Below are 22,293 nucleotides of genomic sequence, written 5' to 3' on the forward strand. Positions count from 1 at the left end.
TGTCCACATCGGGTCGAATAGACGACCCGGGACAGCGAAAAGGATTGTGCACCATGACAACTCAGCTGCGTAACGGCCACGAGATCCAGCTGGCCACCCGTCCCGACGGGGCGCCGACCGCCGCGAACTTCGCCCTCGTCGAGCGGCCGCTCCCGGAATTGCTGGACGGCCAGATCCTGGTTCGCAACACCTGGATGTCGGTGGATCCGTACATGCGGGGCCGGATGGACGACAAGCCGTCCTACCTGCCGCCCTTCCAGCTCGGCGCGGCCCTGGAGGGTTCGGCGGTCGGCGAGGTGATCGAGTCCCGCTCGGACGCGATCGCGGTGGGCGCCACCGTGACCCACTTCCAGGGCTGGCGCGACCTCGCGGTGGTGGACGCCGCCACCGCCACCGTCGTCGATACCGGCCTGGCAGCTCCGCAGCACTACCTGGGCGCCTTGGGCACCACCGGCCTGACCGCCTACGCGGCGCTCACCGCGATCGCCGAGGTCCGGCCCGGCGATGTCGTGTTCATCTCGGCGGCGGCGGGCGCGGTGGGCAGTGTCGCGGGGCAGATCGCCCGCAAGCTGGGTGCGAGCCGCGTCATCGGCTCGGCGGGCGGTCCCGCGAAAACCCGGCTGCTGCTGGAGGAGTTCGGTTTCGACGCGGCCATCGACTACCGGGCGGGCGACCTGCGCGGGCAGTTGGCCGCGGCCGCGCCCGAAGGCATCGACGTGTATCTCGACAGCGTGGGGGCCGAGCATCTGACCGCCGCGATCGAGGCCATGCGGCCGGGCGGTCGCATCGCCCTGGTCGGCGCGATCAGCGGCTACAACGCGGGCGGCGGAAACGGCGGCGCGCGAGCGGAATCCACGCCCGACCTGTACCTGGCCGCCACCAAGGAGATCACGTTGCGCGGCATGCTGGTCACCAGTCATTTCGCGAGCTTCGGCGAATTCATCGGGCAGGCCGCGGGCTGGCTGGCCGACGGCAGCCTGCGCACCCGGGAGACCGTCTACGCGGGCCTCGATCAGGCCCCGGCCGCGTTTCTCGGCGTGTTGTCCGGCGCCAACACCGGGAAGATGCTGGTCCGGCTGGCCTGACGCGGCCTCCGGCGGGACGTTCGCGAACGGCGAACGGATGACTCGGCAACAATGAGCGCATGACCGGTGTTGGAGAGGGCGTGACGGATCCCTACCTGTGGCTCGAAGAGGTCGAGAGCGAGCGCGCCCTGGAGTGGGCGCAAGAGCGGAACGTGGTGGCGAAGGCCAGGTTCGCGTCCTCGGAGCGGTTCGCCGCGCTGGAGGCGCGGGTGCTGGCCATGCTCGACACCGATACCCGCATCGCGTACCCGGGCCGCCGCGGCCGGTGGCTCTACAACTACTGGCGCGACCGCGATCACCCCAAGGGCCTGTGGCGGCGCACCAGCTTCGCCGAGTACGCCAAGGACGAGCCGGACTGGGAGATCCTCATCGACCTGGACGCGCTGGCCGCGGCCGAGGGCGAGAACTGGGTGTGGGGCAGCGCCGCGGTGCTGCGGCCCGAGCAGCGCCGGGCGCTGATCAGCCTCTCGCGCGGTGGCGCGGACGCCAAGGTGGTCCGCGAATTCGATATCGAGGCAAAGGCTTTCATCGCTCCGGAGGACGGCGGCTTCTACCTCCCGGAGGCCAAGTCCGATTTCGCGTGGATCGACGACGACACCTTGTACGTGGGCACCGATTTCGGCGCGGGCTCGCTCACCGACTCCGGCTACCCCCGCGTGGTGAAGCGCTGGCATCGCGGAACCCCGTTGGAGGCGGCGGAATTCGTCTACGAGGGCGAGACCACCGATGTGGCAGTCTCGGCGGGCTACGACCGCACCCCCGGCTATGAGCGGCACTTCCTGGGCCGCGCCACCGACTTCTTCAACGAAGAGGTCTACCTGCTGGAGTCCGACGGCACCCTGCGCTTCATCGACGTGCCCAGCGACGCCAGCGAGTCCTGGTACAAGGAACTGCTGCTGGTGCGCCTGAAGTCGCCGTGGGAGGTCGACGGCACCACCTATCCGGCGGGTTCGCTGCTGGCCACCGATTTCGAGGCCTTCCTTTCCGGCGCACGCGATTTCGAGGTGCTCTTCCGTCCCGACGCGCACACCGCGCTGCACGGCTACGGCTGGACCGAGAACCATCTGCTGCTGATCACCCTCGAGGATGTGCAGACCAAGCTGCACGTGCTCACCCCCGGCCCGGACGGCTGGACCCGCGAACCCCTCGCCGACACCCCGCCCATGGCCACCACCAGCGTCATGAATCTGGACCGCCTGGAGGGCGGCGACGAATTCATGCTCTCCACCAGTGGTTTCACCCGCCCGACCACGCTCATGGCGGGTTCGGTGGGCGGCCGCATCGAGCCGCTCAAGAAGGAACCGGAGTTCTTCGACGCCGACGGCATCGAGACCGAACAGTTCTTCGCCACCTCCGACGACGGCACCCGGATCCCGTATTTCGTGATCCGCCACCGTGATCGGCGCGGCACGCCCGGCCCGACCGTCATGTCCGGCTACGGCGGTTTCGAGGTGTCGCGCACCCCCGGCTATTTCGGCGCGGTCGGCATGGGATGGCTGGAACGCGGCGGCACCTACGTGATGACCAATATCCGCGGCGGCGGCGAATACGGCCCGGAGTGGCACACCTCGGTGCTGAAGGCCAACCGGCACAAGGCATACGAGGATTTCGCGGCCGTGGCCCGGGACCTGGTTGAGCGCGGCATCACCACCCATGCACAGTTGGGCGCGGTCGGCGGCAGCAATGGCGGCCTGCTGATGGGCGTCATGCTGACCCGCTACCCGGAGTTGTTCGGGGCCATCGTGTGCCAGGTGCCGCTGCTGGACATGAAGCGCTATCACCTGCTGCTGGCGGGCGCGTCCTGGATGGCCGAGTACGGCGATCCGGACAAGCCGGAGGAGTGGGAGTTCATCTCGAAGTACTCGCCGTACCAGAACACCAGCGCCGAGCGGCAGTACCCGCCGATCCTGCTCACCACCTCCACCCGCGACGACCGCGTGCACCCCGGTCACGCGCGAAAGATGGCCGCGCTCTTGGAATCCGAGGGTCACGACGTCTGGTACTACGAGAACATCGAGGGCGGTCACGGCGGCGCGGCGGACAACAAGCAGTCGGCGTTCCAGGCCGGGCTGATCTACGAGTTCTTCACCCAGCAGCTGATGCCGGACTGATCAGCCGATGATCGCCGCGAGCCCGTAGCCGATGGCGATGGACGCGACGAGAGTGACCAGACCGGGACGCATGAACGAGTGGTTGAGCACGTACTTCCCGAAATGGGTCGTCCCGCTCTGGTCGAAATTCACCGCGGCGATGCTGGTCGGATAGACCGGCAGGATGAACAGCGCCGCCACCGCGGGCAGCATGGCCACCAGCTGCGCCGAGGGAATGCCGAGGGCGATGCCCAGCGGCATCATCGTTTTCGTGGTCGCGGCCTGACTCAGGATGAGTGCCGCGACCACGGTCACGATGATCGCGAAGGTCCAGGGCCAGTCCTTGGCGATAGTGCCGAGCTTGTCGACGATCAGCGCCTTGTTGGCCTCGACGAAAGAGTCACCCAGCCAGGCCAATCCGAACACGCCGACCAGCGCGACCAGACCCGCCTTGGCGACCGGGGTGCCGGGCACCACCGCGGCATTGACCTTGCACACCACCATGATCACCGCGGCCGTGGCGAGCATGAGCACCTCGATGGCGTACGGCATGGCGAGCGCGTCGACCTTGCCGCCAGCGCCGTGCACGTCCGGCCGCAGGCTCGGGAACGCGCCAGAGATCACGATGGCGATCACGCCCAGCAGGAAGATGCCCGCCGACCAGGAGGCGCGCGGCGGCAGCGGCGCCCGGTCGGCGTGGGTCGGGTCGATGGGCGGGATCTCCCCGGCGGCCAATCGGCGCTGATACTCCGGATCGTCGTCGAGATCCTTGCCCATCTTGATCACCGACAGCGCACCGATCATGGACCCGATCAGCGTGGACGGAATGGTGATGGCCAGGATCTTCACGATCGACCACCCGTCCGGCCCGAAGATCACCACGGACGCGGCCGTCGAGGCCGAGACCGGGCTGGCCACGATGGCGATCTGATTGGCGATGGTGGCAATGGAGATCGGCCGCTCCGGCCGGATTCCGCCCTCGCGCGCCACCTCGTGGATGACCGGCAGCAGCGGGTAGAGCAGGTGCCCGGTGCCCGCGCCGACGGTGAACGCATAGGTCACCAGGGGTGCGACGAAGGTGATCCGTTTGGGATTGCTGCGAATTATCCGTTCGGCGATTCGGACCATGTAGTCGACGCCGCCCGCGGCCTCCATGGTCGCCGCGGCCACCACCACCGACAGAATGATGAGCAGCACGTCCACCGGCGGCACCGTCGGTTCGACCCCGAAGATGGTGGCGAGCGCGAAGACGCCGATGCCACCCCAGACGCCGAGCCCGATGCCTCCGACCCGGGATCCGATCATGATGATGCCCAGCATGACCGCGAGCTCGAGCAGCATCTTGACCATCGTCGACCGCCTGTCAGGCTAGAAGTTGGTGGTGCCCGGGGCATGCTGTTACCGCGTCGCACTTGAAAGATATCCGGACCATTCGGAAAGATTGCGCTTTGTTTGCCAGTGTTGGGTATCGCTCAACAAACACTGCCCTTCCGAACGAGGAGTCGATGTGGGCCAACTGGACGAGCTGATCAAATCCACCGCCGCGGCGACCGGGCTCGATCCGGATGACGTTCGCGCCTTCACCGCCACCGCGCAGCGGCGCGAGTTCCCGGCGGGCGCGATCCTGTTCCACGAATCCACCCCGCGCGAGTGGGCGGGCGTCGTCGCCGAGGGCGAGGTGCAGATCATCTCCGGGCTCACCGGCCACGAAACGGAACTGGCCCGGCTCGGCCCCGGCAGCCTGGTCTCGGAGATCGCGCTGGTGGACGACACCCCGCACACCGCGACCGGCCGCACCACCAAGGGCGCGGTGGTGCTGATCGTCCCCCGCGCCACCCTGCGGGAAATGGCGGTGCTGCATCCGGAGCGCTACTACCGCATGGTCTCTCGCCTGGCCCAGCTCATCGCGCACCGCATGCGCAGCGTCTCCGAGCAGCTGTCGGAGGCGATCTCGGCCCAGCAACAGCTGGGTGGCATTCGCACCGAACACGATTCGCTCGGCACCCGGGAACTGCCCGCCGAGGCGTACTACGGCGTGCAGACCCTGCGCGCGGTGGAGAACTTCCCGATCTCGGGCATCAAACTGCGCAAGTTCGGGCACCTGGTGAACGCGCTGGCCTACGTGAAGAAGGCCGCGGCGCTGGCGAACGTGGAACTCGGCTCGATCACCGAGGAGAAGTCACGGGCCATCGTCGCCGCCTGCGACGAGATCCTGGAAGGCAATCTGCGCCAGGACTTCATCGTCGACATGGTGCAGGGCGGCGCGGGCACCTCGACCAATATGAACGCCAACGAGGTCATCGCCAACCGCGGCCTGGAGCTGCTGGGGCATCGCAAGGGCGAATACACCTACCTGCATCCGAACGACGACGTGAACTGCTCGCAGTCCACCAACGACGTCTACCCGACGTCGGTGAAGCTCGGTGTCTACCTGTCTCTGCAGGATGCGATCGCGGCCCTCGAGGAACTGCGGAATGCCCTGAAGGCCAAGGCCGTCGAGTTCTCCGACGTCATCAAGATGGGCCGCACCCAGTTGCAGGACGCCGTCCCCATGACGCTGGGCCAGGAGTTCGGCGCGTACGCGGTCATGATCGGTGAGGCCATCACGCATCTGTCGCGCATCTCGATCGACCTGCTCGCCATGAACATGGGCGCGACCGCCATCGGCACCGGCATCACCAGCCCGCCCGGTTACGCCGAGCTGGTCTCCGCCAAGCTGGCCGAGGTGACCGGGCTGCCCATCTGCCAGGCCGAGAATCTGGTCGAAGCCACCCAGGACTCGGGCGATTTCGTGGCCATCTCTGCCACCCTCAAGCGTGCCGCGGTGCAGCTGTCGAAGATCTGCAACGATCTGCGGCTGCTCTCCAGTGGACCGCGCGCCGGGCTGGGCGAGATCAATCTGCCTGCCATGCAGCCGGGTTCGTCGATCATGCCGGGCAAGGTGAATCCGGTCATCCCGGAGGTGGTGTCGCAGGTCTGCTTCCAGCTCATCGGCTACGACATGACCGTCACCATGGCCGCGGAGGCCAGCCAGCTGGAGCTCAATATGGCCGAACCGATCATGGCCTACGACCTGCTGATGGGCACCATGATGCTGCGCAATGCGGCCATCACCCTGACCAGTCGCTGCATCACCGGCATCACCGCCAATCGCGAGCACTGCCGGGAGCTGGTCAACCACAGCATCGGTCTGGTCACCGCGCTGGTGCCCAAGCTCGGTTACGAGCAGTCGGCCTCGATTGCCAAGGAGGCGTTGAAGACCGGCGGCAGCGTCTACGATTTGGTGCTGGAACGCGGTGCGATGACCAAGGAAGAGCTGGACGAGCTTTTGAGCCCGGAAAAGATGACGGCCCCGCGCTCCCGCTCGCTCTGAAGTCCAGCCTCGTCATTCCGGCGTGCTTTTGGCCGGAATCCACCCGGACGTGAATCAGCGGTCCCGCAGCCACTTTTCGACGTAGTCGAGGGTGGAGGCGGGATCGCTGATCCAGCCGTTGTGCCCGAGCGATTCCGGATTGTGCCAGCGGGTGATGTCGGCCTCGGGCATCTTGGCGAGCAGCTGCCGCGCCGAGCTCTGCGGGGTGAGCTCGTCCCCGGTCAGCGTGATCGACAGCACCGGCAGCTTCAGCCGCCCGATGCGCTCCTCGTAATCGATATCCGCTCCGGCGGGCTGGAATCGGCCGGTGCGGGCCAGCCGCGCCCAGTCGGCGATGAGCACCTTCGACTGCCGTCCGAACCCGCCCGCGGTAATGGTGTCCCCCGGCCAGAATCCGGCGAGATTGGCCGTCAGGGACAGTGCGGCACTGCCGAGCGCCGCCAGGCCCGTGTAGCCGCGATGGTGGGGCGTTCCGGACGCGACGAGGATGAGCCCGCCCAGCCGCCCGCGAATCCGTGAGGCGTACATGACGCCCAGTTGCCCGCCCATGCTGTGCCCGAGCAGATACGGCGTGCTGTCCGGAAATCGTTCCCGCACTACCTCGAACATGGCGGGGAAGTCGACGGCCACCAACTCCTGATAGCCGTGCGAGCTCGAGACGCCCGGTCTCGGCCTGCCGTCGTTGCCGCGCAGTTCCAGCAGCGCCACGTCGAATCCCCGGTCCGACAGGGGCTTCCCGAACAGCGAGTAGTACTCCCCCGGAACGCCGAGTCCCGGAACGATAACGACGACGGGCCTCGGCGTGTCGGCCGTAATGGGATGCCGGTGCGGCCCTTTCGCCGGGAGCAATCGCACCGTCACCGTCGACCCGTCGGGCAGCTGGATGGGCACGGTCTCCATGATCGGCACGCTACCCGCAAAATGAGCGCCCGTCCGCGAGGGGCGGACGGGCGCAAGTGGAGTCGGACAGTGGGATTCGGGGCTGGTCAGGCGCTGACCGCACCCATGATGACGCGGCGCAGCACGCGGATCACGTCGTCGAGCGGCTGGCGCGGTTCCGAACCGCTCCAGGCGTCGACCACGTAGTTGACCGCGCCGATGATGGCGAGCACGCGCATTTCGTAGTCCCCGGGCGGGATTTCACCGTGCAGGGCGGCATCCTCGGCGGCGCTGGCCAGCAGCGCGCCCCAGGCGCGGCGCAGTTCCAGGCGGAACTTCTCCACCTTGGGTCCCGCCCCGACGACTTCGACGAGTGCGACCCGGGCCTTGCGCGGATCGCGCCCGATGGACTCGATATAGGCGCGGACGGCGGCGTCGATGATGTCGATGGCGCTGGCGTCGGAGTGCTCGGCGATGGTGGCCGCCACGGCTTCCCGGGATTCGCGATCGATCTGCTCGTAGAGCTCGAGCAACAGCGATTCGCGTCCGGTGAACTCCTCGTAGAACTGCCTCGAGGAGAGGCCGGCGTCCTTGCAGATGGCCCCGACGGAACTATTGGCATAGCCGTCGCGCGCGAACACCGTGAGCCCGGACTCCAGAAAACGCGCACGACGCTGCCGCTGCCGGTCTTCTACGGGCTGCCCGGCGTACATTCTTCCCGCGTTCGTTTCCTGTGACATTGCGCCAGACAATACCGAAGGGCCCGATCCCCTCGTCATGGATCGGGCCCTTCGTTTGAACCTTCGACTTACCGCGCGTTAGCCGAAAGTTGGCTCAGTGACTTTCGGGATGCGACGCACCCGGGACGGTGGATATAGGCAGGGGAACCGCCCCGGGTTCGGGAAGCGCGTCCGGGGGAAGACTCGCGGCCCGATGTCGCATTGACCCGAAAGTCACTGATCGTTTGCCGTTCATCACGATACAGAGCGGTCGAACTGGACGGAATACTTTTCGAGGAGATTTTTAGTATTAATTTGGCGTGTCGCTCCGACGCGCGGCCCACCCAGGCCACGGACGCACCGGAGCCCATCGGCCGGAAGGCAAGACTGCCACCTGCGGCGGGCACGAAAAAGGGCCCGATCCCCTCGTCAAGGATCAGGCCCTCCGTCATCGATTCGACTTCCGCGCAGTAGCCGAAAAGTGGCGCTTCGGTGGCTACTTGGCCGACAGGGTCGAGGAACCCGTCTGCAGCAGCTTGATGATGGTCTGGGTCAGGACATCCGAAATGAGATTCGACATGGTGGTGCTCCGCTTCGACAGGTTGCCAGCGCTTTCACTGACTGTTTGCCATCGGGACGATACCGACGGAACACCCAGGCCGGGAGCTTTTCCATGAACTTTCTAGTTTTATTTCGAGATGCCCCTAGAGACCCCTATTCGACCGGAACCTCCGGCTCGCCCAGCGTCAGCATGAGGCGATTGGCCCACGAGAACGACGCCGTCGACAAAACCAGATCGTGCAGCTCCGCATCGCCGAAACCCAGCTCCCGCAAGCGTTTCAGATGATTCGCGTCCGCGCGCGGCGGATTGGCGGCCAGCGCGTCCACGAAATCGAGGATCGCGTCCCATCTTTCGTCGATCCGCACCCCGTTGCCCTCGTCCAGCAACCGCTGCACATCGTCACTACGCTTGGACAGCGCCGAAGTGAAACGAGAGTGAACGGAGGCGCAGTATTCGCAGCCGTTGTGCCGCGAGGTAACGGTCGCCGCGAGTTCGCGCTCGGCGCGGGTCAACCCCTCTCGACCGTAGAAGATCTCTTTGTCATTGGCACTGCGGTGCGCGAGCACCGCGGCGTTGCGCGCCAGTAGCCGGAAGTACGGCCCGACACCCCGATCCCCCTCCAGCAACGGCCGCTGCGCCTCATCCGCATCAACCAGCTTGATCGGCTCCACCCACGGCACCCAGTCCAACTGCTCCTGCGTGAACCCCGCAGGCCGCCGGTCGATTTCGACGCTGCGCACCTCGGATGCACCGGTGCGCACCTCGCCGCTAGTCATGCTCCGCTCCGATCAATTCGAGCCCGGCCAGCAGCCGGACCTGGAAGTGCACGAACCCGATGAGCTGCGCCACCGTCACGATGTCGCGCTCGGACAACCCCACCGGCGCCAGCGCGTCGATATCCGCGCGGGTGATCGACGCGGGCGCGGTGCTCACTCGCGCGGCGTGCCGCAGGATGGCGGCCAGCTTCGGATCGCCCTCGGCCGGAACGGTTCCCAGCCCCGCGTAATGCGCCGCCAGCGCGGGCGCCCCCGCCAACTCGGCCACCGCGACCGCCGCCGCGATCAGCCGATCCCGCCCGACACTCGCGGTGGCGGGCCCGTCCAGCAGTGCCGCGTACACCCCCTGCGTGTGCTCGACGACCGCCGGACGAGCCTCCCGCAACTCCCGCACCGACGGTGCACTACTACCGAGCACGGCGTCGATAACATCCGCCGTCAGTGCCGGGCTCGCCGCTTCGGCTCGAGCGGTTGGCGTCTCAGCCTCGGCGGGTGGCGCCTCGGTCGCGGCAGCGGGTGCCTCGGTCACGAACGAATCCTTTCGTCGGAGCGCCAACCCAGTTGCGGGGCAACCTTGGTGGCGATGAGTTCGATGGAGCGCAGGGTGGCCGGGTGGCCCGGGTCGACCGGGTGGGCCTGCACGATGAAGTCGGTGGCGTGGCGTAGCGCGGTGTCGGCGGCCAGTTGCGCGGCCACCTCGTCGGGGGTGCCGTAGTAGATGTCGCGCAGCACTTCCGCGACGGAGTTCGCCACCTCGGGGCCGCCGTTGTGGCCGAGCTGATCGAGGAAGCGGGCCGCGCCGTGCTCGGCGAGCGCCACCGCCTCGTCGTGGTCATCGGCCACGAAAACGCCTCGGGACGCGCCGATTCGGGGTGACGCGCCTGCGGGCAGCGCATCGAGATAGGCATCCACCAGCGGCTGCTGGATCTCCCACAGCGCGGCGTCGGGCGCGGCCGGGTCACGTGGCTGGGACTTCGACAGCAGCAGTCCGTCTCCGGCGCGCCCGGCCCGCTCCGCGCCACCGGCGGAGAAGGTCGCTTGCCACAGGCGATTTCGCAGGCCCGGCGCGGGCGGGTTGAGCCCACGGTCATCGACCAAGGACGCACCATGCAGTGCCGCAGTCACTTTCGCGAGCTTGTCGGCGTACACCTGCTGCCGATCCGCGCCGCCCAGCTCGAACAGTTCGAAGGCGTGCCGCGACCCGCCCGCGCCGAACCCGAGTTCGAGACGCCCGCTCGACAATGTGTCCAGCACGGCCGCGTCCTCGGCTACCCGGATCGGATCCTCCAGCGCCAGCGTGACGATGGCGGTTCCGAAGCGAATGCGCGGAAAGCGGGCCGCCGCGTGCGCGAGGAACACGAACGGTGACGGCAGTCCGCCCTCGCGCGGATCCAGGTGATGCTGCGCTACCCAGGCGGTGTCGTAACCGAGCCGTTCGGCCAGTTCGATCTGCTCGAGCGCCTCCCGGTACACGGTGGCCGCGTCCTCGCCCGCGGCGGTGCGGACCAGACGGGTGAAGAACCCGAGGTGTTGCGGGGTCATATCGTCACCTTTCCGAGGTAGGCGTCGCGTACCGCCGGGTCGCCGACCAGCTCGGCGGCCGGGCCGTGCAGCACGATCTTGCCGCTGCGCAGCACATTGGCGGTGTGCGCGATGCTCAGCGCCAGTTCCGCCTGCTGTTCCACGATCAGGATGGCCAGGCCCAGCTCCCGATTGAGCCGGGCGATCTCGTCGAGCACCCGGTCCACGAACAGCGGCGACAATCCCATGGTGGGCTCGTCCATGCAGATCAGGCGAGGTTTGCTCATCAGCGCCCGGCCGAAGGCCAGCATCTGCTGCTCACCGCCGGAGAGCGTGCCCGCCCGCTGCGTGCGGCGTTCGGCCAGGCGCGGGAAGTGCTCGAAGAGTTCAGCGGCGCGGGCCGCCAGCACCGAGCGGCGTTCCTTGCGGATGTAGCCGCCGACGAAGAGGTTCTCCTCGACCGTCATGGCCGGGAACACCCGCCGCGCTTCCGGTACCGAGGCCAGCCCGGCCCGGATGCGCGCCGACGCGGAGGTGCCGGTGACGTCCGCGCCGTCGACGCGGACCGTGCCGGAGGTCGGTTTCAGCAGTCCGAGCGCCGTTTTCATGGTGGTCGATTTGCCGGAGGCATTGCCGCCCAGCAGCGACACGATCTCACCCGGACGCACCCGCAGCGACACCTCGTCCAAGGCCCGGGACGCGCCGTAGTGCACCACCACGTTCTCGAATTCCAGGATCGGCGTGGCGTTCTCGTCGAAGCCCTCAGACATCCACGGCCACCTTCCCGCCGACCCGGCTGCGGCCGAGGTACGCCTCGATGACGCGCGGGTCCTGGAGCACCTCGTCCGGGGTGCCCTGCGCGATGATGCGACCCTCGTCGAGCACCAGCACCCGATCCGAGAGGTCGTGGACCAGGTCCATCTTGTGCTCGACCAGCAGCACGGTCTGGCCCTGCGCCTTCAATTCGGCCAGCTGCCTGCCGATTTCGACGGTCTCGGTCTGGTTCATGCCCGCCGCGGGCTCGTCCAACAGCAGCAGATCGGGTTCGAGGGCCAAGGCCCGCGCGATCTCGGTGCGACGGCGATTGGCGTAGGACAGCGTGTAGGTCGGGTTGTCGGCGCGCGGCACCAAGCGCTCGGGGAAGCGAGCCAACTGCGCGTCGATACGGGCCGCCGACTCGCGCCGCTCGACACGGGCGGCCGGGGTCGGCACCAGCGCCACCGCGAGCTCGGCCAGCAGCGAAACCCACCGCAGCACCGGGATATTCGCCAGCGACCGCAAGGGCCGGGAGGCGCGCAGGGTGGTCTGCAAGCCCACGTCCACGTTCTCGCGCACGGTCATATTGCCGAATACGCGGCCGTTCTGGAAGGTCCGTGCGATACCCGCCGCCGCGGCCGCTTCGGGACGTCCGGGACGAATCCGTTTGCCGCGCACCAGTACTTCGCCCGCGTCCGGCTTCAGCACGCCGGAGATCAGATTGACCGTCGTCGACTTGCCCGACCCGTTCGGGCCGATGATGGACACGAATTCGCCCGGCGCGATGGAGAATTCGACCCCGTCAACAGCCTGCACACCACCGAAGGACCGGCGCAGGCCGGTGACCCGCAGCGCGGCCTCACCGTCAGACGGTGGCGGGACTGAGCTCGCTGTCTGCGCTTCGTTCGTTGTCACGGACACGTTCCCTCCTCACCAAAATTCCCTGCGGCCGGAACCGCACCACCAGCAGCAAAACCAACCCGTACAACACGATTCGCCACGACGGCGCGAGCCGCAGCACCTCCGGCACCCCGATCAGCACCGCCGCGCCCAGCACCGCGCCATAGGGCGAGGCGGTGCCGCCGAGCACCAGAATGGTCACCACCAATAACGACATCGGCAGGTTGAACACCGTCGGGTCGATGTAGGAGTACTGGTGCGCCAGCAGCGCACCGCCGATCCCGGAAAAGAACGCCGCCAGCGCGAACGCCAGCGCCTTGTAGTCGCGCACCGGCACACCCGCCGAGCGCGCCGCCACCTCGTCCGCGCCGATCGCCCGGATAGCGGTGCCCAGCCGGGACCGCTGCACCCCGATGATCACCGCGAGCGCGAGCGCCAGCACCACCAGTTCCATCCGGAAAATGTCGGTGTGCGTGGTGAATTCGTAGCCGAAGATCTTCGGCGCCGGAATCCCGAAGATGCCGTAGCTGCCGCGCGTCACCGACTCCCAGTTGCGGATGATCGCCACCGTCACGATGCCGATGCCGAGCGTCGCGATGGCCACATAGTGGCCGCCCAATCGCCACAGCGGCGCGGCCAGCACCGAAGACACCACGGCCGCAACGATTCCCGCCGCGATGATGGCGGGCAGGAACGCCCACCCGTGCGACACCGTCAGCACCGCCGAGGTGTACGCGCCGATGGCGATCGGCCCGGCCTGTCCGATGGCCAGCTGGCCCGCCGACCCGGCCACCAGCGTCATGGACACGGCGATGATGGCGTAGGCCAGAATCTGGGTGCCCACCGAGATGCCGTAATCGTTGGCCACGAACGGAATCCCCACGCCGACAACCAGCAACGCGATCAGCGCATGCCACCAGCGCACCCGCAGCTCCCGGCCCGCACTGAGGAAAGTCCCGGTCATGGGCTCGGATTCGATGGCGGGCGGCCGCGCGAGCAGCCCGCCCGGCCGCAGCACCAGGAAGATGACCAACAGCCCGAAGGTGATCAGATCGCGGTACCCATCCCCGAACCAATAGATGCCGAACGCTTCCACCAGTCCCAGCACGAACCCGCCGACCACCGCGCCCGGAATCGAGCCCAGCCCACCGATGGTCGCGGCCACGAAACCGGTCATGCCGACGACGCCGCCGCTGGTCGGTGAGATATTCGAGTTGTAGAGGCCCACGAAAATGCCGGCCAGCCCGCCCAATCCGGAGGCGATGGCGAATGCCAGCGACTGCACCCGCCCCACGCCGATCCCCATCTGCGCGGCCGCATCGGGATCCTGCGCGGTGGCGCGAATCGCCAGCCCGTGGCGGCTGTAGCGCAGGAACGCCCACAGCCCCACCATCACCGTGAGCGTGATGGCGAACATGACCACGTCCGAGGTGCCCAGTCGCACCCCGCCGACCCGAATATTGTTGGTGGGCAACACCTGCGGGAAGGGCCTGGTGTCCGGTCCGAAGACCAGGGCCACCACGTTCTCGATGATCAGCCCGACCGCCACCGTCGCCAGCAGCGCGGCAATGGCCGGGGCGCGGCGCAGCGGTCGCACCGCCAGCACATCGATGGCCACCCCGACCAGCCCCGTCACCGCCACCACCACGACCAGCGCCGCCCACCACGGCAGCCCGTGCTGCGCGATCAACCACCAGCCCAGCACCGACCCGAACGCGAAGATCGAGCCGTGCGCGAAGTTGATGACATTGCTGACCCCGAAGATCAGGGTGATGCCCACGGCAATGAGCGCGTACGCATTGCCGTGGACCAGACCCGCGATAAGCGTGTCGAACATCTACTTACTGCTTCCGACCGGCAGGAACTTGCCGTTCTGCAGCACCAGCTCGATCGGCTTCACCCCGCTCGGCCGCCGCGTCTGCTGATCGAAGGCGAAGGTGCCCAGGCCGATTCCGTCGAAGTCCTTCACCTCGCGCAGCCCCTTCAGCACGCCCTCACGGGTCGCGCCACCGGTCTTGGCGGCCTTCACCAGCACGTTCAGCGCGTCATAGGCGTAGACGTTGAAGTCGCCCGGATCGGTATTGAACTTGGCCTTGAACTTGGTGACGAACGCCTGGATCTTCGGGCTCGGATCCGACGGACTGAACACACCGTTCACGATGTCGCCCTCGGCCGCCTTACCCGCCAGATCGATGAACTGCGGCGTGTTCTGGCCGCCGAAGAACTGGCCGTTGAACCCGACATCACGCAGCTGCTTGGCCACCAGCGCGCCATCCGGGCCGTAGCCCAGGTGCACGAACGCGTCCGGGTTGGCGTCGCGGCCCTTGATCAGCACCGGCCGGAAGTCCTGCGAGTCCGGCAGAATCGAGGAGGAGTAGGCGATCTCGATGCCCTTCTCCTTGGCGAACTGCTGGAAGAACTGGAAAGCCTGCTTGCCCCAATCGGTTTCGAGGTAGACCACCGACACCTTCTTGGCCTTCGACTTCACCCATTCGGCATTGCGCTCCTGGAAGACATCCAGGGTGATGGACGGGCTCCACGAATAGTCGCCGCCCTTGGTGAAATCCACCGACGAGTTGGTGAAGCCGTACTGCACCAGCTTGCCGCGGTTGTACACCGGCGACGCGGCGATGGAGGCGGGCGAGGAGAAGTCACCCAGCTCGGCGATGATCGATTGATCGCCCACGAACTTGGTCGCGATCGGCACCGTCTGCTTCGGATCCGACTGCGAGTCCTCCCATTTCAGCGCGACCTTCTTGCCGTTGATCCCGCCATTGGCATTGATCTCGTCAAGCGCCAGGTCGAACCCCTGCTGCCAGAGCCGCCCGTACTCGGCCGAACCACCCGTCTTCGGCCCCGAAACGCCGAAATACACGGTGTCGGAACTGCTTCCGGACGAGTCGTTGGAGCAGGCCGAGGCCAGTCCCGCCACCAGAGCCGCCGCGGCGACTCCCACCGCCACCCGGCCGAAACCACGGGACCAATACCTGCTCATCGCAAACCTCTACTTCGCACCGGCTCGCCAACCGGGCATGGGGACACGACCGCGACTGCCACCGCGGCCTGTTAGCGCTTGCGATGCCCGCGACGGCACCGCCTGGTCGTCACCCGGGGCACCCCCAGATGCGCTGCCGGCGGAGCCGTCCTCAGACGCGCACGGCCGGAGCGAAGGCGGAGGTACCGCCCACCGCCAAGCGAGGGTTGCCGATCAGCGAGCCGGGGCTCGAACATGCTGATACTCGTGACCGTGGGCAAAAGGTAGCCGCGGCAACCGGGAAGACGACAGGATTCGAATCAGCCTGATGCCAACAACGCCGCCGACCCACGCGGCTACCGCCGACCACCGACGAGAGGAAAACCCTTGCCACCATTGCAAATAGCCGTCTGCGGCCCCCGTGACTGCACCGATCGCGAGGCCACCGCCGCCTGCGAAGTAGGCCATCTTCTCGCCACCGCGGGCGCGACCGTCCTGTGCGGCGGCGGCACCGGCGTCATGGCCGCCGTCACCGAAGGCGCTTCCCGCGCAGGCGGACTCGTCATCGGCATCCGCCCCGACACCGACCGCGCCGCCGCCTGCGAGGGCCTCTCGGCCGTCCTCTACACGAACATGGGCGAAGCCCGAAACGCCATCCTGATCTCCTCCGCCGACGCGGTCATCGTCATCGGCGGATCCTGGGGCACCCTCTCCGAACTGGCCCTCGCCAACCACCGCGGCACCCGCGTCGTCTCCCTACATGGTTGGCGAATCCACGACGCCGAAGGCAAACCCGTCGACGCCGCCCTCCCTGCCCTAGACCCCGCCCACGCGGTCACCCTCGCCCTCGCGCCCCCGCTGTAGCCGTCGCCTCCGCCTCGTCATTCCGGCGCGCTTCTGGCCGGAATCCAACGCCGCCAGTGTGGATCCCGGCCAAATACACGCCGGGATGACGCGGGTTCTATCCACCCAGGTGGCCGGCCAGCCACGCCGGGAACTCGGTGAGGTCATCAAGCACCACATCGGCCCCGGCCGCCGACAGCTCTTCGGCCGCATAGGGGCCGGTGGTCACGGCCACCGAGACGGCGTCGGCCACCTTGGCCGCGCGCACGTCCCCGAGGTGGTCCCCCACATAGATCTGGGCACCGCGCTCGCGCAGCACCTCCCCCTTCTCCTCCGCCCACGCCCCACCGACCAGCTCATCCACCTCGAGGCCGAGGTGATCCAGATGCAGCTGCGCGTGCGGTCCGTTCTTGGCCGTGATCACCAGCACCCGCCCGCCCGCCTGGTGCACGGCCGCGAGAGCGTCGACGACACCGGGCAGGTTCTCCGAGGGTTGCACCGCCAGGTCCGGGTAGAACTCCCGGTACATGGCCACGATCCCCGGCACCTCGTGCTCGGGAAACCACTGCGCCGCCTCGTCCGCCAACGGCGGCCCGAGCCGCGACACCACCAACTCGGAGTCGATCGGCACCCCGGTCTTCGCGGCCACCGCATCCCACACCGCGGCAATCCCCGGCCGCGAATCGATCAGCGTCATATCCAGGTCGAACCCCACCACGAGGCCGCCCGCCGGTCCGGTCGCACGATCAAAAGCCACGCCCCGACCCTACGGCCCGCCGATTCCCTGCCCGGCATCACCGCCCCGGCGCATCCGCCCGCGCCTGCGAGCTCGCCACCCCGCCCCGGCCCGAATGGCTCCAGGAATTTCAGCGGCGGCCGCGCCGAAAATTGGAGGCGGGCGTGCGGTGGCGCGAATTAGGCTGGCGGACATGGCTGGTGACCAGGGGACGTTTTTCTGCGGGACCGAGCTGGCGGCGCGCATCGAACGGGTCGAAGCAGAGCTGATCAGCAAGGGCGCTCGGGCCGCGGCGACGCGGCTCGGCGGCGAGACCGGGTTCGTGATTCCGGTCGCGGGCGGGGTGGCCTCGTTCGCGGAGGACGGGTCGCCGTTGAACAAGGTGGCCGGGCTCGGCTTCGACGGGGTCCCGACGGTGGCCGAGCTCGAGCAGATCGAGCGGCTGTTCGCGGAGCGCAAGACCGCTGTGCAGGCCGAAGTATCGCAACTGGGTGATCCGGGTGTCGGAGAACTGCTCACCGAGCGCGGATATCGGCTGGTGTCGTTCGAGAACGTGCTCGGCATCGAGCTCGGCGGTGCGCGGGCCGCGGACGTCGCCGACGGGGTCGAGGTGAAGCACAGTGGCGAGGACGAATTCGATGCCTGGCTGCATGTTGTCGCGGAGGGTTTCGCCCACCCCGACACACAGGGTGTGGCCTCGCACGAGGAGTTCCCGGCCGAGATTATTGCCAATGCCATGCGCGATCTGACCCGCTCGGCCGGAGTACAGCGGTATCTGGCCCGGCGCGACGGCGCGGTGGCGGGCGGGGCAAGCATGCGCATGTTGCAGGGTGTCGCCCAACTCACCGGTGCGGCAACCGATCCCGGGCACCGGCGGCACGGCGTCCAGTCGTCCCTGCTGTCGGTCCGGCTGGCCGAGGCGACGGCGGCGGGCTGCGATATCGCGGTGGTCACCACCCAGCCCGGATCGAAATCCCAGCAGAACGTGCAGCGTCAGGGCTTCGCCCTGCTCTACACCCGCGCCATTCTCGTCAAGGGCTGATCAGTCCGGTAGCCGGTGCGCAGCAATGGGTTTGAGATGCTCGCGGAGCATGTCCCCGTCGTCCCCGAAGAGCTGCGCATCGGTGTCGACGGCGGTCTGCACGCCCTTGCTCACCAATTCCCGCCCGGCGGACGTCAGTTCGATGCGCAGGGCGCGGGCATCGGCCGGGTCGGCGCGACGGACCAGCAACCCGCGCTCCTCGAGCCCGCGAATCACCTTGGACGCCATCATCCGATCCGAGCCGGACATGTCCGCCACCTGCTGCTGGGTCGGCAACTCCCCCTGCCGGCTCAACCAACCGGCCGAGGCCAGCAGGTTGAACTGGGTGGGGGTGAGGCCGAGCGGGCGCAGATTGCGTTCCAGCGTCGCCCGCCACTCCAGCGCGGCATGATGCAGCCAGAAGCCCGGACTCATCAGCGGCCCCCGCGGCACGCCTCGCGCCCCCTCCCGGCTCCCCGGTGATTCAGCCACGCCGTAGCGCCTCCTGTTCCATTGCGGCGAAGGTCAGCGGCATATCGGCCCGCATCCGCTTCTCCCAGATGAGCTTGAACAACGGACCCATCGGCCCGTGGATCTCCACATTCTTGGTCACTCGCACCGTCCCATCACCGAGGTCCTCGAAGGTATTGCGACCGCGGAGCTTCCCGAACGGAATGCCCGCCTCGCTGCTCCACGACTTCCCAGGCTCCACTGCCACGATCGTAAACGGACCGGCGGGGGCGCCCTTCGGCTTGACCCAGCCCTTGGTTCCGGGCGCGAACTCCCCGTCGATGCGGGACTTCTCCTCGTGCGGGTCCCACTCGGCCACCCGGTTCACATCGGTCGCGACCGCCCAGATCTTGTCGACATCGCCCTTGATCACGGCGGTTTCGCTGAACGAGTACATCATCTGAATCATCTCCACTCGGGGGATTTCTGTTGTTGCGACAACAGTAACTGTAGTCGCGACAACAAACAACCCCTTGCGGGAAGATTCCTCCACGACGAAAGCCGGGGCCGGCGGCGGACGACATCGACTGTCGCCGCCACCGGCCCCGGATCGGACCCGTTACGGTGCCGGGGCGTACCCCAGCGGGCGCGTGGTGAACGTGCCCCGGCCCTGCGTCCGGCTGCGCAAACGGGTTGCGTAACCGAACAATTCGGCCAGCGGCACCGTGGCGGTCAGCACCACGGAACCGATGCGGGTCACCGAACCCGTCACCCGGCCGCGCCGGGCGGCCAGATCACCGAGCACCGCGCCGACATAGTCCTCCGGCACGGTGGCGGTCAGTTCCACCAATGGTTCGAGCACCACCATGGCGCTAGCGCGCAAGGCTTCCCGCATGCCGAGCCGCCCGGCGGTCCGGAAGGCCAGATCCGACGAATCCTTCGAATGCGTCGCACCATCGATGAGCGTGACCCGCACGCCGGTGACCGGATGACCCGCCAGCGGACCCTCGGCCAGGGCGTCCCGGCACCCGGCCTCCACCGCGCGCACGAACTCCGCGGGCACCCGGCCGCCGACCACCGTGGACTCGAACTCGAAACCGGTCGCCCCGGAATCGGATTCGCTCAGCGGCTGCACATCGAGCACGATGTGCGCCCACTGCCCGGAGCCGCCGTCCTGCTTGACGTGCCGGTATACCAGGCCCCGCACGCCACGCACCACGGTCTCGCGATACGCCACCTGCGGCCTGCCGACCGACACGCTCAGCCCGCGGTCGCGGCGCAGCTTCTCCACCACGACCTCCAGGTGCAGCTCACCCAGTCCGGCCAGCAGCGTCTGACCGGTTTCGGGGTCGGTCCGCACCGTGAGCGACGGATCCTCGTCGGCCAGCCGCGCGAGCGCGACGGCCAGCTTTTCGGTCTCGGCGCTGGATTTCGCCTCGACCGCCACCGACACCACCGGCTCGGTCGGAACCGGCGGTTCCAGTTGAACCGGTGCGTCCGGCGCGCACAGCGTCGCGCCGACCCGGACAGCCTTGGGCCCAACCAGTGCGACGATGTCGCCCGCTATCGCGGACTCCACCTCCTGATGCCGGTCCGCCTGCACCCGCAGGATGCGGGCGATCCGCTCCCGGCGGCCGCCGCCCGCGTCGAGCACGGTGTCGCCCTTGGCCAGGACGCCCGAGTAGACGCGCACGAAGGTGAGCCGACCGGTCGGCGTGGCATGCACCTTGAACGCCAGCGCCGCGAGCGGTTGCCCCGGATCCGCCGCACGCTGCTCCTCCTCGGCACCGACCGGTGGCCGGTCCAGCGGCGAGGGCAGGTAGGCGACCACGGCGTCGAGCAGCGGCTCGATGCCGATATCGCGGTACGCCGCACCGCACAGCACCGGGACCACCTCGCCGGAGAGCGTGAGCTCCCGCAGCGCCGCGGTCAACGTTTCCGCGGACAGCTCGGAGCGTTCGACGAACTCTTCGAGCGCCGCCGAATTCCGTTCCGCCACTGCTTCTTCCAGCTCCCGCCGAGATCGCGCGACAGCCTCCGCCAGCTGCTCCGGCACCGATCCTTCGACCACGCCGCCATCCCAGCGCAGAGCCCGCAGACGAACCAGATCCACCACACCGGTGAACAGGTCGCCGGTGAACACGGGCAGCTGGATCGGCAGTGGAACCGGGTGCAGCCGTTCGCGAATCGAGTCCACGGTGGCCGCGAAGTCCGCGCCCGCCCGGTCCATCTTGTTGACGAACGCGATGCGCGGCACGCCGTAACGGTCCGCCCGACGCCACACGGATTCGCTCTGCGGCTCGACACCGGCGACGGCGTCGAAAACCGCTACGGCGCCGTCCAATACTCGCAGGGAGCGTTCGACCTCATCGGAGAAGTCGACGTGCCCGGGGGTATCGATAACGGTCAGCCGGTGCCCCGCCCACTGGCAGCTCACCGCGGCCGCGAAGATGGTGATGCCCCGATCCCGTTCCTGCGGATCGAAATCGGTGACGGTGGTGCCGTCGTGCACCTCGCCACGCTTGTGGGTGATCCCGGTGAGGAACAGCATGCGTTCGGTCACCGTCGTCTTGCCCGCGTCCACATGCGCGAGAATTCCGAGGTTGCGAACGACAGCCAAGTTTTGTCCAGATATGTTGGTACGCACGGTAATACGTCCTTCGAGCTGATCTTGTACAGAACAGCGCGATTCCCCGGAACGTCAGAAGTCCGGGGTTACTCAGTACCGGCCGCGCAGCCGGCACCGAGCCGGCGAAGACACCAGGATCACCTCGAAGCGGAGGCGGGCGACGACGGCGGTGCGATAGGTACGCATGGCCAGGCCCCTTCCTGCTTTCGAGAGTATGGCGGGATTCGTTGTCCCGCCGAGCGAACTTAACAGTGCAACGCATCAGCTGTCGCGCGAATTTCCGCGCCGCACAACCGCGCTCACATCGACAGGTGCCCCAGATGGATCACGGCCAGATTCGCGACCACGAGGACCGGGAACGCGACGGCCGCCGTGCGGTGTCCGAGCTGCCACAGCCCCGCGGCCGCACCACCGAACACGACGACCTTGGTGGCGACCGCGGCGACCGGAATCGAGAAGCTCGCCTGCGGTGCCGCGAACAGCCCCCAGAGCGTCATGGCGGCAATCGCCATGCCTGCACCCAGCAGCAGTTTCGCCACCCGGCCACGCCCGGTGCGGAAGCCCCAGTAGGCAAGCGCGCCAACGGCGACGAGCTCGAACGCGAACGCGAGGGTCAAGTTGAGGGTGGACCAGGCGGTGCTAATCATGGCGACTCCGAGATCGGTGCTCTCTGTTGCGATCAATAGTCACAGAAACACTGCCCCGAGTCAAGAGCACTGCTCTCCCAATCTGGACCCGGATACGCAGAAACCCCCTGACCGTGGTCAGGGGGTTTCGCGAATGATGTTCCGGCGGTGTCCTACTCTCCCACACCCTGTCGAGTGCAGTACCATCGGCGCAGGTGGCCTTAGCTTCCNTTCCATGTGCCAGAGGGGAGTTCGAGGGCGAAGCCCTCGAATATCCGCTCCAACACACGGTCGTGTGTTGTTTCAGATACTGCACAGTGGACGCGTAGCTTCTTTGTTGGTAAGTCCTCGGC

Annotated in this window: 20 protein-coding genes, 1 pseudogene and 1 riboswitch; of the genes and pseudogenes, 6 read left to right on the plus strand and 15 right to left on the minus strand. The window is 67.7% G+C overall.

Annotation, left to right across the window (positions count from 1 at the left end; translation table 11 throughout):
* Nucleotides 1-53: 53 nt before the first annotated feature.
* Both ACYVN4_RS27800 and ACYVN4_RS27805 read left to right on the plus strand, forming a co-directional pair.
* A complete protein-coding gene (locus ACYVN4_RS27800; protein ID WP_460724950.1) occupies nt 54-1,085 on the plus strand; it encodes an NADP-dependent oxidoreductase in 1,032 nt (343 codons plus the stop codon).
* Nucleotides 1,086-1,144: 59 nt separating this feature from the next.
* The gene (locus ACYVN4_RS27805; RefSeq protein ID WP_460724951.1) at nt 1,145-3,196 is read left to right on the plus strand and encodes a prolyl oligopeptidase family serine peptidase; all 2,052 of its coding nucleotides are present in this window, start codon (nt 1,145-1,147) and stop codon (nt 3,194-3,196) included.
* Here ACYVN4_RS27805 and ACYVN4_RS27810 read toward each other — a convergent pair whose 3' ends face one another.
* Nucleotides 3,197-4,525 (minus strand): anaerobic C4-dicarboxylate transporter family protein, encoded by a 1,329-nt coding sequence (locus ACYVN4_RS27810; RefSeq protein WP_460724952.1) that lies wholly within the window; start codon nt 4,523-4,525, stop codon nt 3,197-3,199. It abuts the gene before it with no gap.
* A 157-nt stretch (nt 4,526-4,682) separates the two neighbouring features.
* Between ACYVN4_RS27810 and ACYVN4_RS27815 the strand changes: the two are divergent.
* A pseudogene (locus ACYVN4_RS27815) lies at nt 4,683-5,012 on the plus strand (cyclic nucleotide-binding domain-containing protein); the annotation flags it as partial.
* Between the two features lie 78 nt (nt 5,013-5,090).
* On the plus strand, nt 5,091-6,548 hold the full coding sequence (gene aspA / locus ACYVN4_RS27820; protein ID WP_460724983.1) for an aspartate ammonia-lyase: 1,458 nt from the start codon (nt 5,091-5,093) through the stop codon (nt 6,546-6,548).
* Between the two features lie 54 nt (nt 6,549-6,602).
* On the opposite strand, the gene ACYVN4_RS27825 is transcribed toward aspA, so the two are convergent.
* The 9 genes from ACYVN4_RS27825 to ACYVN4_RS27865 form a co-directional block, all read right to left on the minus strand.
* Nucleotides 6,603-7,448: an alpha/beta fold hydrolase gene (locus ACYVN4_RS27825; protein ID WP_460724953.1), complete on the minus strand. Its 846-nt coding sequence runs from the start codon at nt 7,446-7,448 to the stop codon at nt 6,603-6,605.
* Nucleotides 7,449-7,534: 86 nt separating this feature from the next.
* Nucleotides 7,535-8,167 carry a TetR/AcrR family transcriptional regulator gene (locus ACYVN4_RS27830; RefSeq protein ID WP_235949243.1) on the minus strand — a complete coding sequence of 211 codons (633 nt, stop codon included), beginning with the start codon at nt 8,165-8,167 and terminating at the stop codon, nt 7,535-7,537.
* 693 nt (nt 8,168-8,860) lie between these two features.
* Nucleotides 8,861-9,484 carry a peroxidase-related enzyme gene (locus ACYVN4_RS27835; RefSeq protein WP_460724954.1) on the minus strand — a complete coding sequence of 208 codons (624 nt, stop codon included), beginning with the start codon at nt 9,482-9,484 and terminating at the stop codon, nt 8,861-8,863.
* A complete protein-coding gene (locus ACYVN4_RS27840) occupies nt 9,477-10,013 on the minus strand; it encodes a hypothetical protein (protein WP_460724955.1) in 537 nt (178 codons plus the stop codon). Before ACYVN4_RS27840 ends, ACYVN4_RS27835 begins: the two co-directional genes overlap by 8 nt.
* Entirely contained in the window at nt 10,010-11,026 is a 1,017-nt protein-coding gene (locus ACYVN4_RS27845) for a putative FMN-dependent luciferase-like monooxygenase (protein ID WP_460724956.1), read from the minus strand. The genes ACYVN4_RS27840 and ACYVN4_RS27845 overlap by 4 nt, the downstream gene beginning before the upstream one ends.
* Entirely contained in the window at nt 11,023-11,775 is a 753-nt protein-coding gene (locus tag ACYVN4_RS27850; RefSeq protein WP_460724957.1) for an ABC transporter ATP-binding protein, read from the minus strand. The genes ACYVN4_RS27845 and ACYVN4_RS27850 overlap by 4 nt, the downstream gene beginning before the upstream one ends.
* Complete coding sequence (locus tag ACYVN4_RS27855; RefSeq protein ID WP_460724958.1) at nt 11,768-12,676, minus strand: ABC transporter ATP-binding protein; 909 nt, start codon at nt 12,674-12,676, stop codon at nt 11,768-11,770. Before ACYVN4_RS27855 ends, ACYVN4_RS27850 begins: the two co-directional genes overlap by 8 nt.
* Nucleotides 12,627-14,498 (minus strand): ABC transporter permease, encoded by a 1,872-nt coding sequence (locus ACYVN4_RS27860; RefSeq protein ID WP_460724959.1) that lies wholly within the window; start codon nt 14,496-14,498, stop codon nt 12,627-12,629. Before ACYVN4_RS27860 ends, ACYVN4_RS27855 begins: the two co-directional genes overlap by 50 nt.
* Nucleotides 14,499-15,656, minus strand: a complete 1,158-nt coding sequence (locus ACYVN4_RS27865; protein ID WP_460724960.1) for an ABC transporter substrate-binding protein — start codon at nt 15,654-15,656, stop codon at nt 14,499-14,501.
* A gap of 69 nt (nt 15,657-15,725) precedes the next feature.
* Nucleotides 15,726-15,908: riboswitch (SAM riboswitch) on the minus strand.
* Between the two features lie 114 nt (nt 15,909-16,022).
* Here ACYVN4_RS27865 and ACYVN4_RS27870 point away from each other — a divergent pair.
* Nucleotides 16,023-16,499 (plus strand): SLOG cluster 4 domain-containing protein, encoded by a 477-nt coding sequence (locus ACYVN4_RS27870; protein WP_460724961.1) that lies wholly within the window; start codon nt 16,023-16,025, stop codon nt 16,497-16,499.
* 97 nt (nt 16,500-16,596) lie between these two features.
* Here the strand turns inward: ACYVN4_RS27870 and ACYVN4_RS27875 are convergent, their stop codons facing one another.
* The gene (locus ACYVN4_RS27875) at nt 16,597-17,235 is read right to left on the minus strand and encodes an HAD family hydrolase (RefSeq protein WP_460724962.1); all 639 of its coding nucleotides are present in this window, start codon (nt 17,233-17,235) and stop codon (nt 16,597-16,599) included.
* 172 nt (nt 17,236-17,407) lie between these two features.
* Between ACYVN4_RS27875 and ACYVN4_RS27880 the strand changes: the two genes are divergently transcribed.
* A complete protein-coding gene (locus ACYVN4_RS27880; protein ID WP_460724963.1) occupies nt 17,408-18,256 on the plus strand; it encodes a GNAT family N-acetyltransferase in 849 nt (282 codons plus the stop codon).
* Here ACYVN4_RS27880 and ACYVN4_RS27885 read toward each other — a convergent pair whose 3' ends face one another.
* The 4 genes from ACYVN4_RS27885 to ACYVN4_RS27900 form a co-directional block, all read right to left on the minus strand.
* Nucleotides 18,257-18,727, minus strand: coding sequence for a MarR family winged helix-turn-helix transcriptional regulator (locus tag ACYVN4_RS27885; RefSeq protein WP_460724964.1), 471 nt, complete (start codon nt 18,725-18,727; stop codon nt 18,257-18,259).
* Nucleotides 18,720-19,154, minus strand: a complete 435-nt coding sequence (locus ACYVN4_RS27890; protein WP_460724984.1) for an SRPBCC family protein — start codon at nt 19,152-19,154, stop codon at nt 18,720-18,722. The genes ACYVN4_RS27885 and ACYVN4_RS27890 overlap by 8 nt, the downstream gene beginning before the upstream one ends.
* 150 nt (nt 19,155-19,304) lie before the next feature.
* The gene (gene fusA / locus ACYVN4_RS27895) at nt 19,305-21,305 is read right to left on the minus strand and encodes an elongation factor G (protein WP_460724965.1); all 2,001 of its coding nucleotides are present in this window, start codon (nt 21,303-21,305) and stop codon (nt 19,305-19,307) included.
* 308 nt (nt 21,306-21,613) lie between these two features.
* The gene (locus ACYVN4_RS27900) at nt 21,614-21,961 is read right to left on the minus strand and encodes a YrdB family protein (protein WP_460724966.1); all 348 of its coding nucleotides are present in this window, start codon (nt 21,959-21,961) and stop codon (nt 21,614-21,616) included.
* Between the last annotated feature and the right edge of the window lie 332 nt (nt 21,962-22,293).

Source organism: Nocardia heshunensis (genome assembly GCF_054782115.1).

Excerpts from the sequence above, each read along its gene's own strand:
- aspA (WP_460724983.1), top strand. The coding sequence starts at position 5,091 with ATGCGCAGCGTCTCCGAGCAGCTGTCGGAGGCGATCTCGGCCCAGCAA.
- ACYVN4_RS27850 (WP_460724957.1), bottom strand. The coding sequence starts at position 11,775 with ATGTCTGAGGGCTTCGACGAGAACGCCACGCCGATCCTGGAATTCGAG.
- ACYVN4_RS27810 (WP_460724952.1), bottom strand. The coding sequence starts at position 4,525 with ATGGTCAAGATGCTGCTCGAGCTCGCGGTCATGCTGGGCATCATCATG.
- ACYVN4_RS27830 (WP_235949243.1), bottom strand. The coding sequence starts at position 8,167 with ATGTCACAGGAAACGAACGCGGGAAGAATGTACGCCGGGCAGCCCGTA.
- ACYVN4_RS27835 (WP_460724954.1), bottom strand. The coding sequence starts at position 9,484 with ATGACTAGCGGCGAGGTGCGCACCGGTGCATCCGAGGTGCGCAGCGTC.
- ACYVN4_RS27845 (WP_460724956.1), bottom strand. The coding sequence starts at position 11,026 with ATGACCCCGCAACACCTCGGGTTCTTCACCCGTCTGGTCCGCACCGCC.
- ACYVN4_RS27880 (WP_460724963.1), top strand. The coding sequence starts at position 17,408 with ATGGCTGGTGACCAGGGGACGTTTTTCTGCGGGACCGAGCTGGCGGCG.
- ACYVN4_RS27865 (WP_460724960.1), bottom strand. The coding sequence starts at position 15,656 with ATGAGCAGGTATTGGTCCCGTGGTTTCGGCCGGGTGGCGGTGGGAGTC.
- ACYVN4_RS27825 (WP_460724953.1), bottom strand. The coding sequence starts at position 7,448 with ATGGAGACCGTGCCCATCCAGCTGCCCGACGGGTCGACGGTGACGGTG.
- ACYVN4_RS27805 (WP_460724951.1), top strand. The coding sequence starts at position 1,145 with ATGACCGGTGTTGGAGAGGGCGTGACGGATCCCTACCTGTGGCTCGAA.
- ACYVN4_RS27900 (WP_460724966.1), bottom strand. The coding sequence starts at position 21,961 with ATGATTAGCACCGCCTGGTCCACCCTCAACTTGACCCTCGCGTTCGCG.
- ACYVN4_RS27890 (WP_460724984.1), bottom strand. The coding sequence starts at position 19,154 with ATGATTCAGATGATGTACTCGTTCAGCGAAACCGCCGTGATCAAGGGC.
- ACYVN4_RS27860 (WP_460724959.1), bottom strand. The coding sequence starts at position 14,498 with ATGTTCGACACGCTTATCGCGGGTCTGGTCCACGGCAATGCGTACGCG.
- ACYVN4_RS27800 (WP_460724950.1), top strand. The coding sequence starts at position 54 with ATGACAACTCAGCTGCGTAACGGCCACGAGATCCAGCTGGCCACCCGT.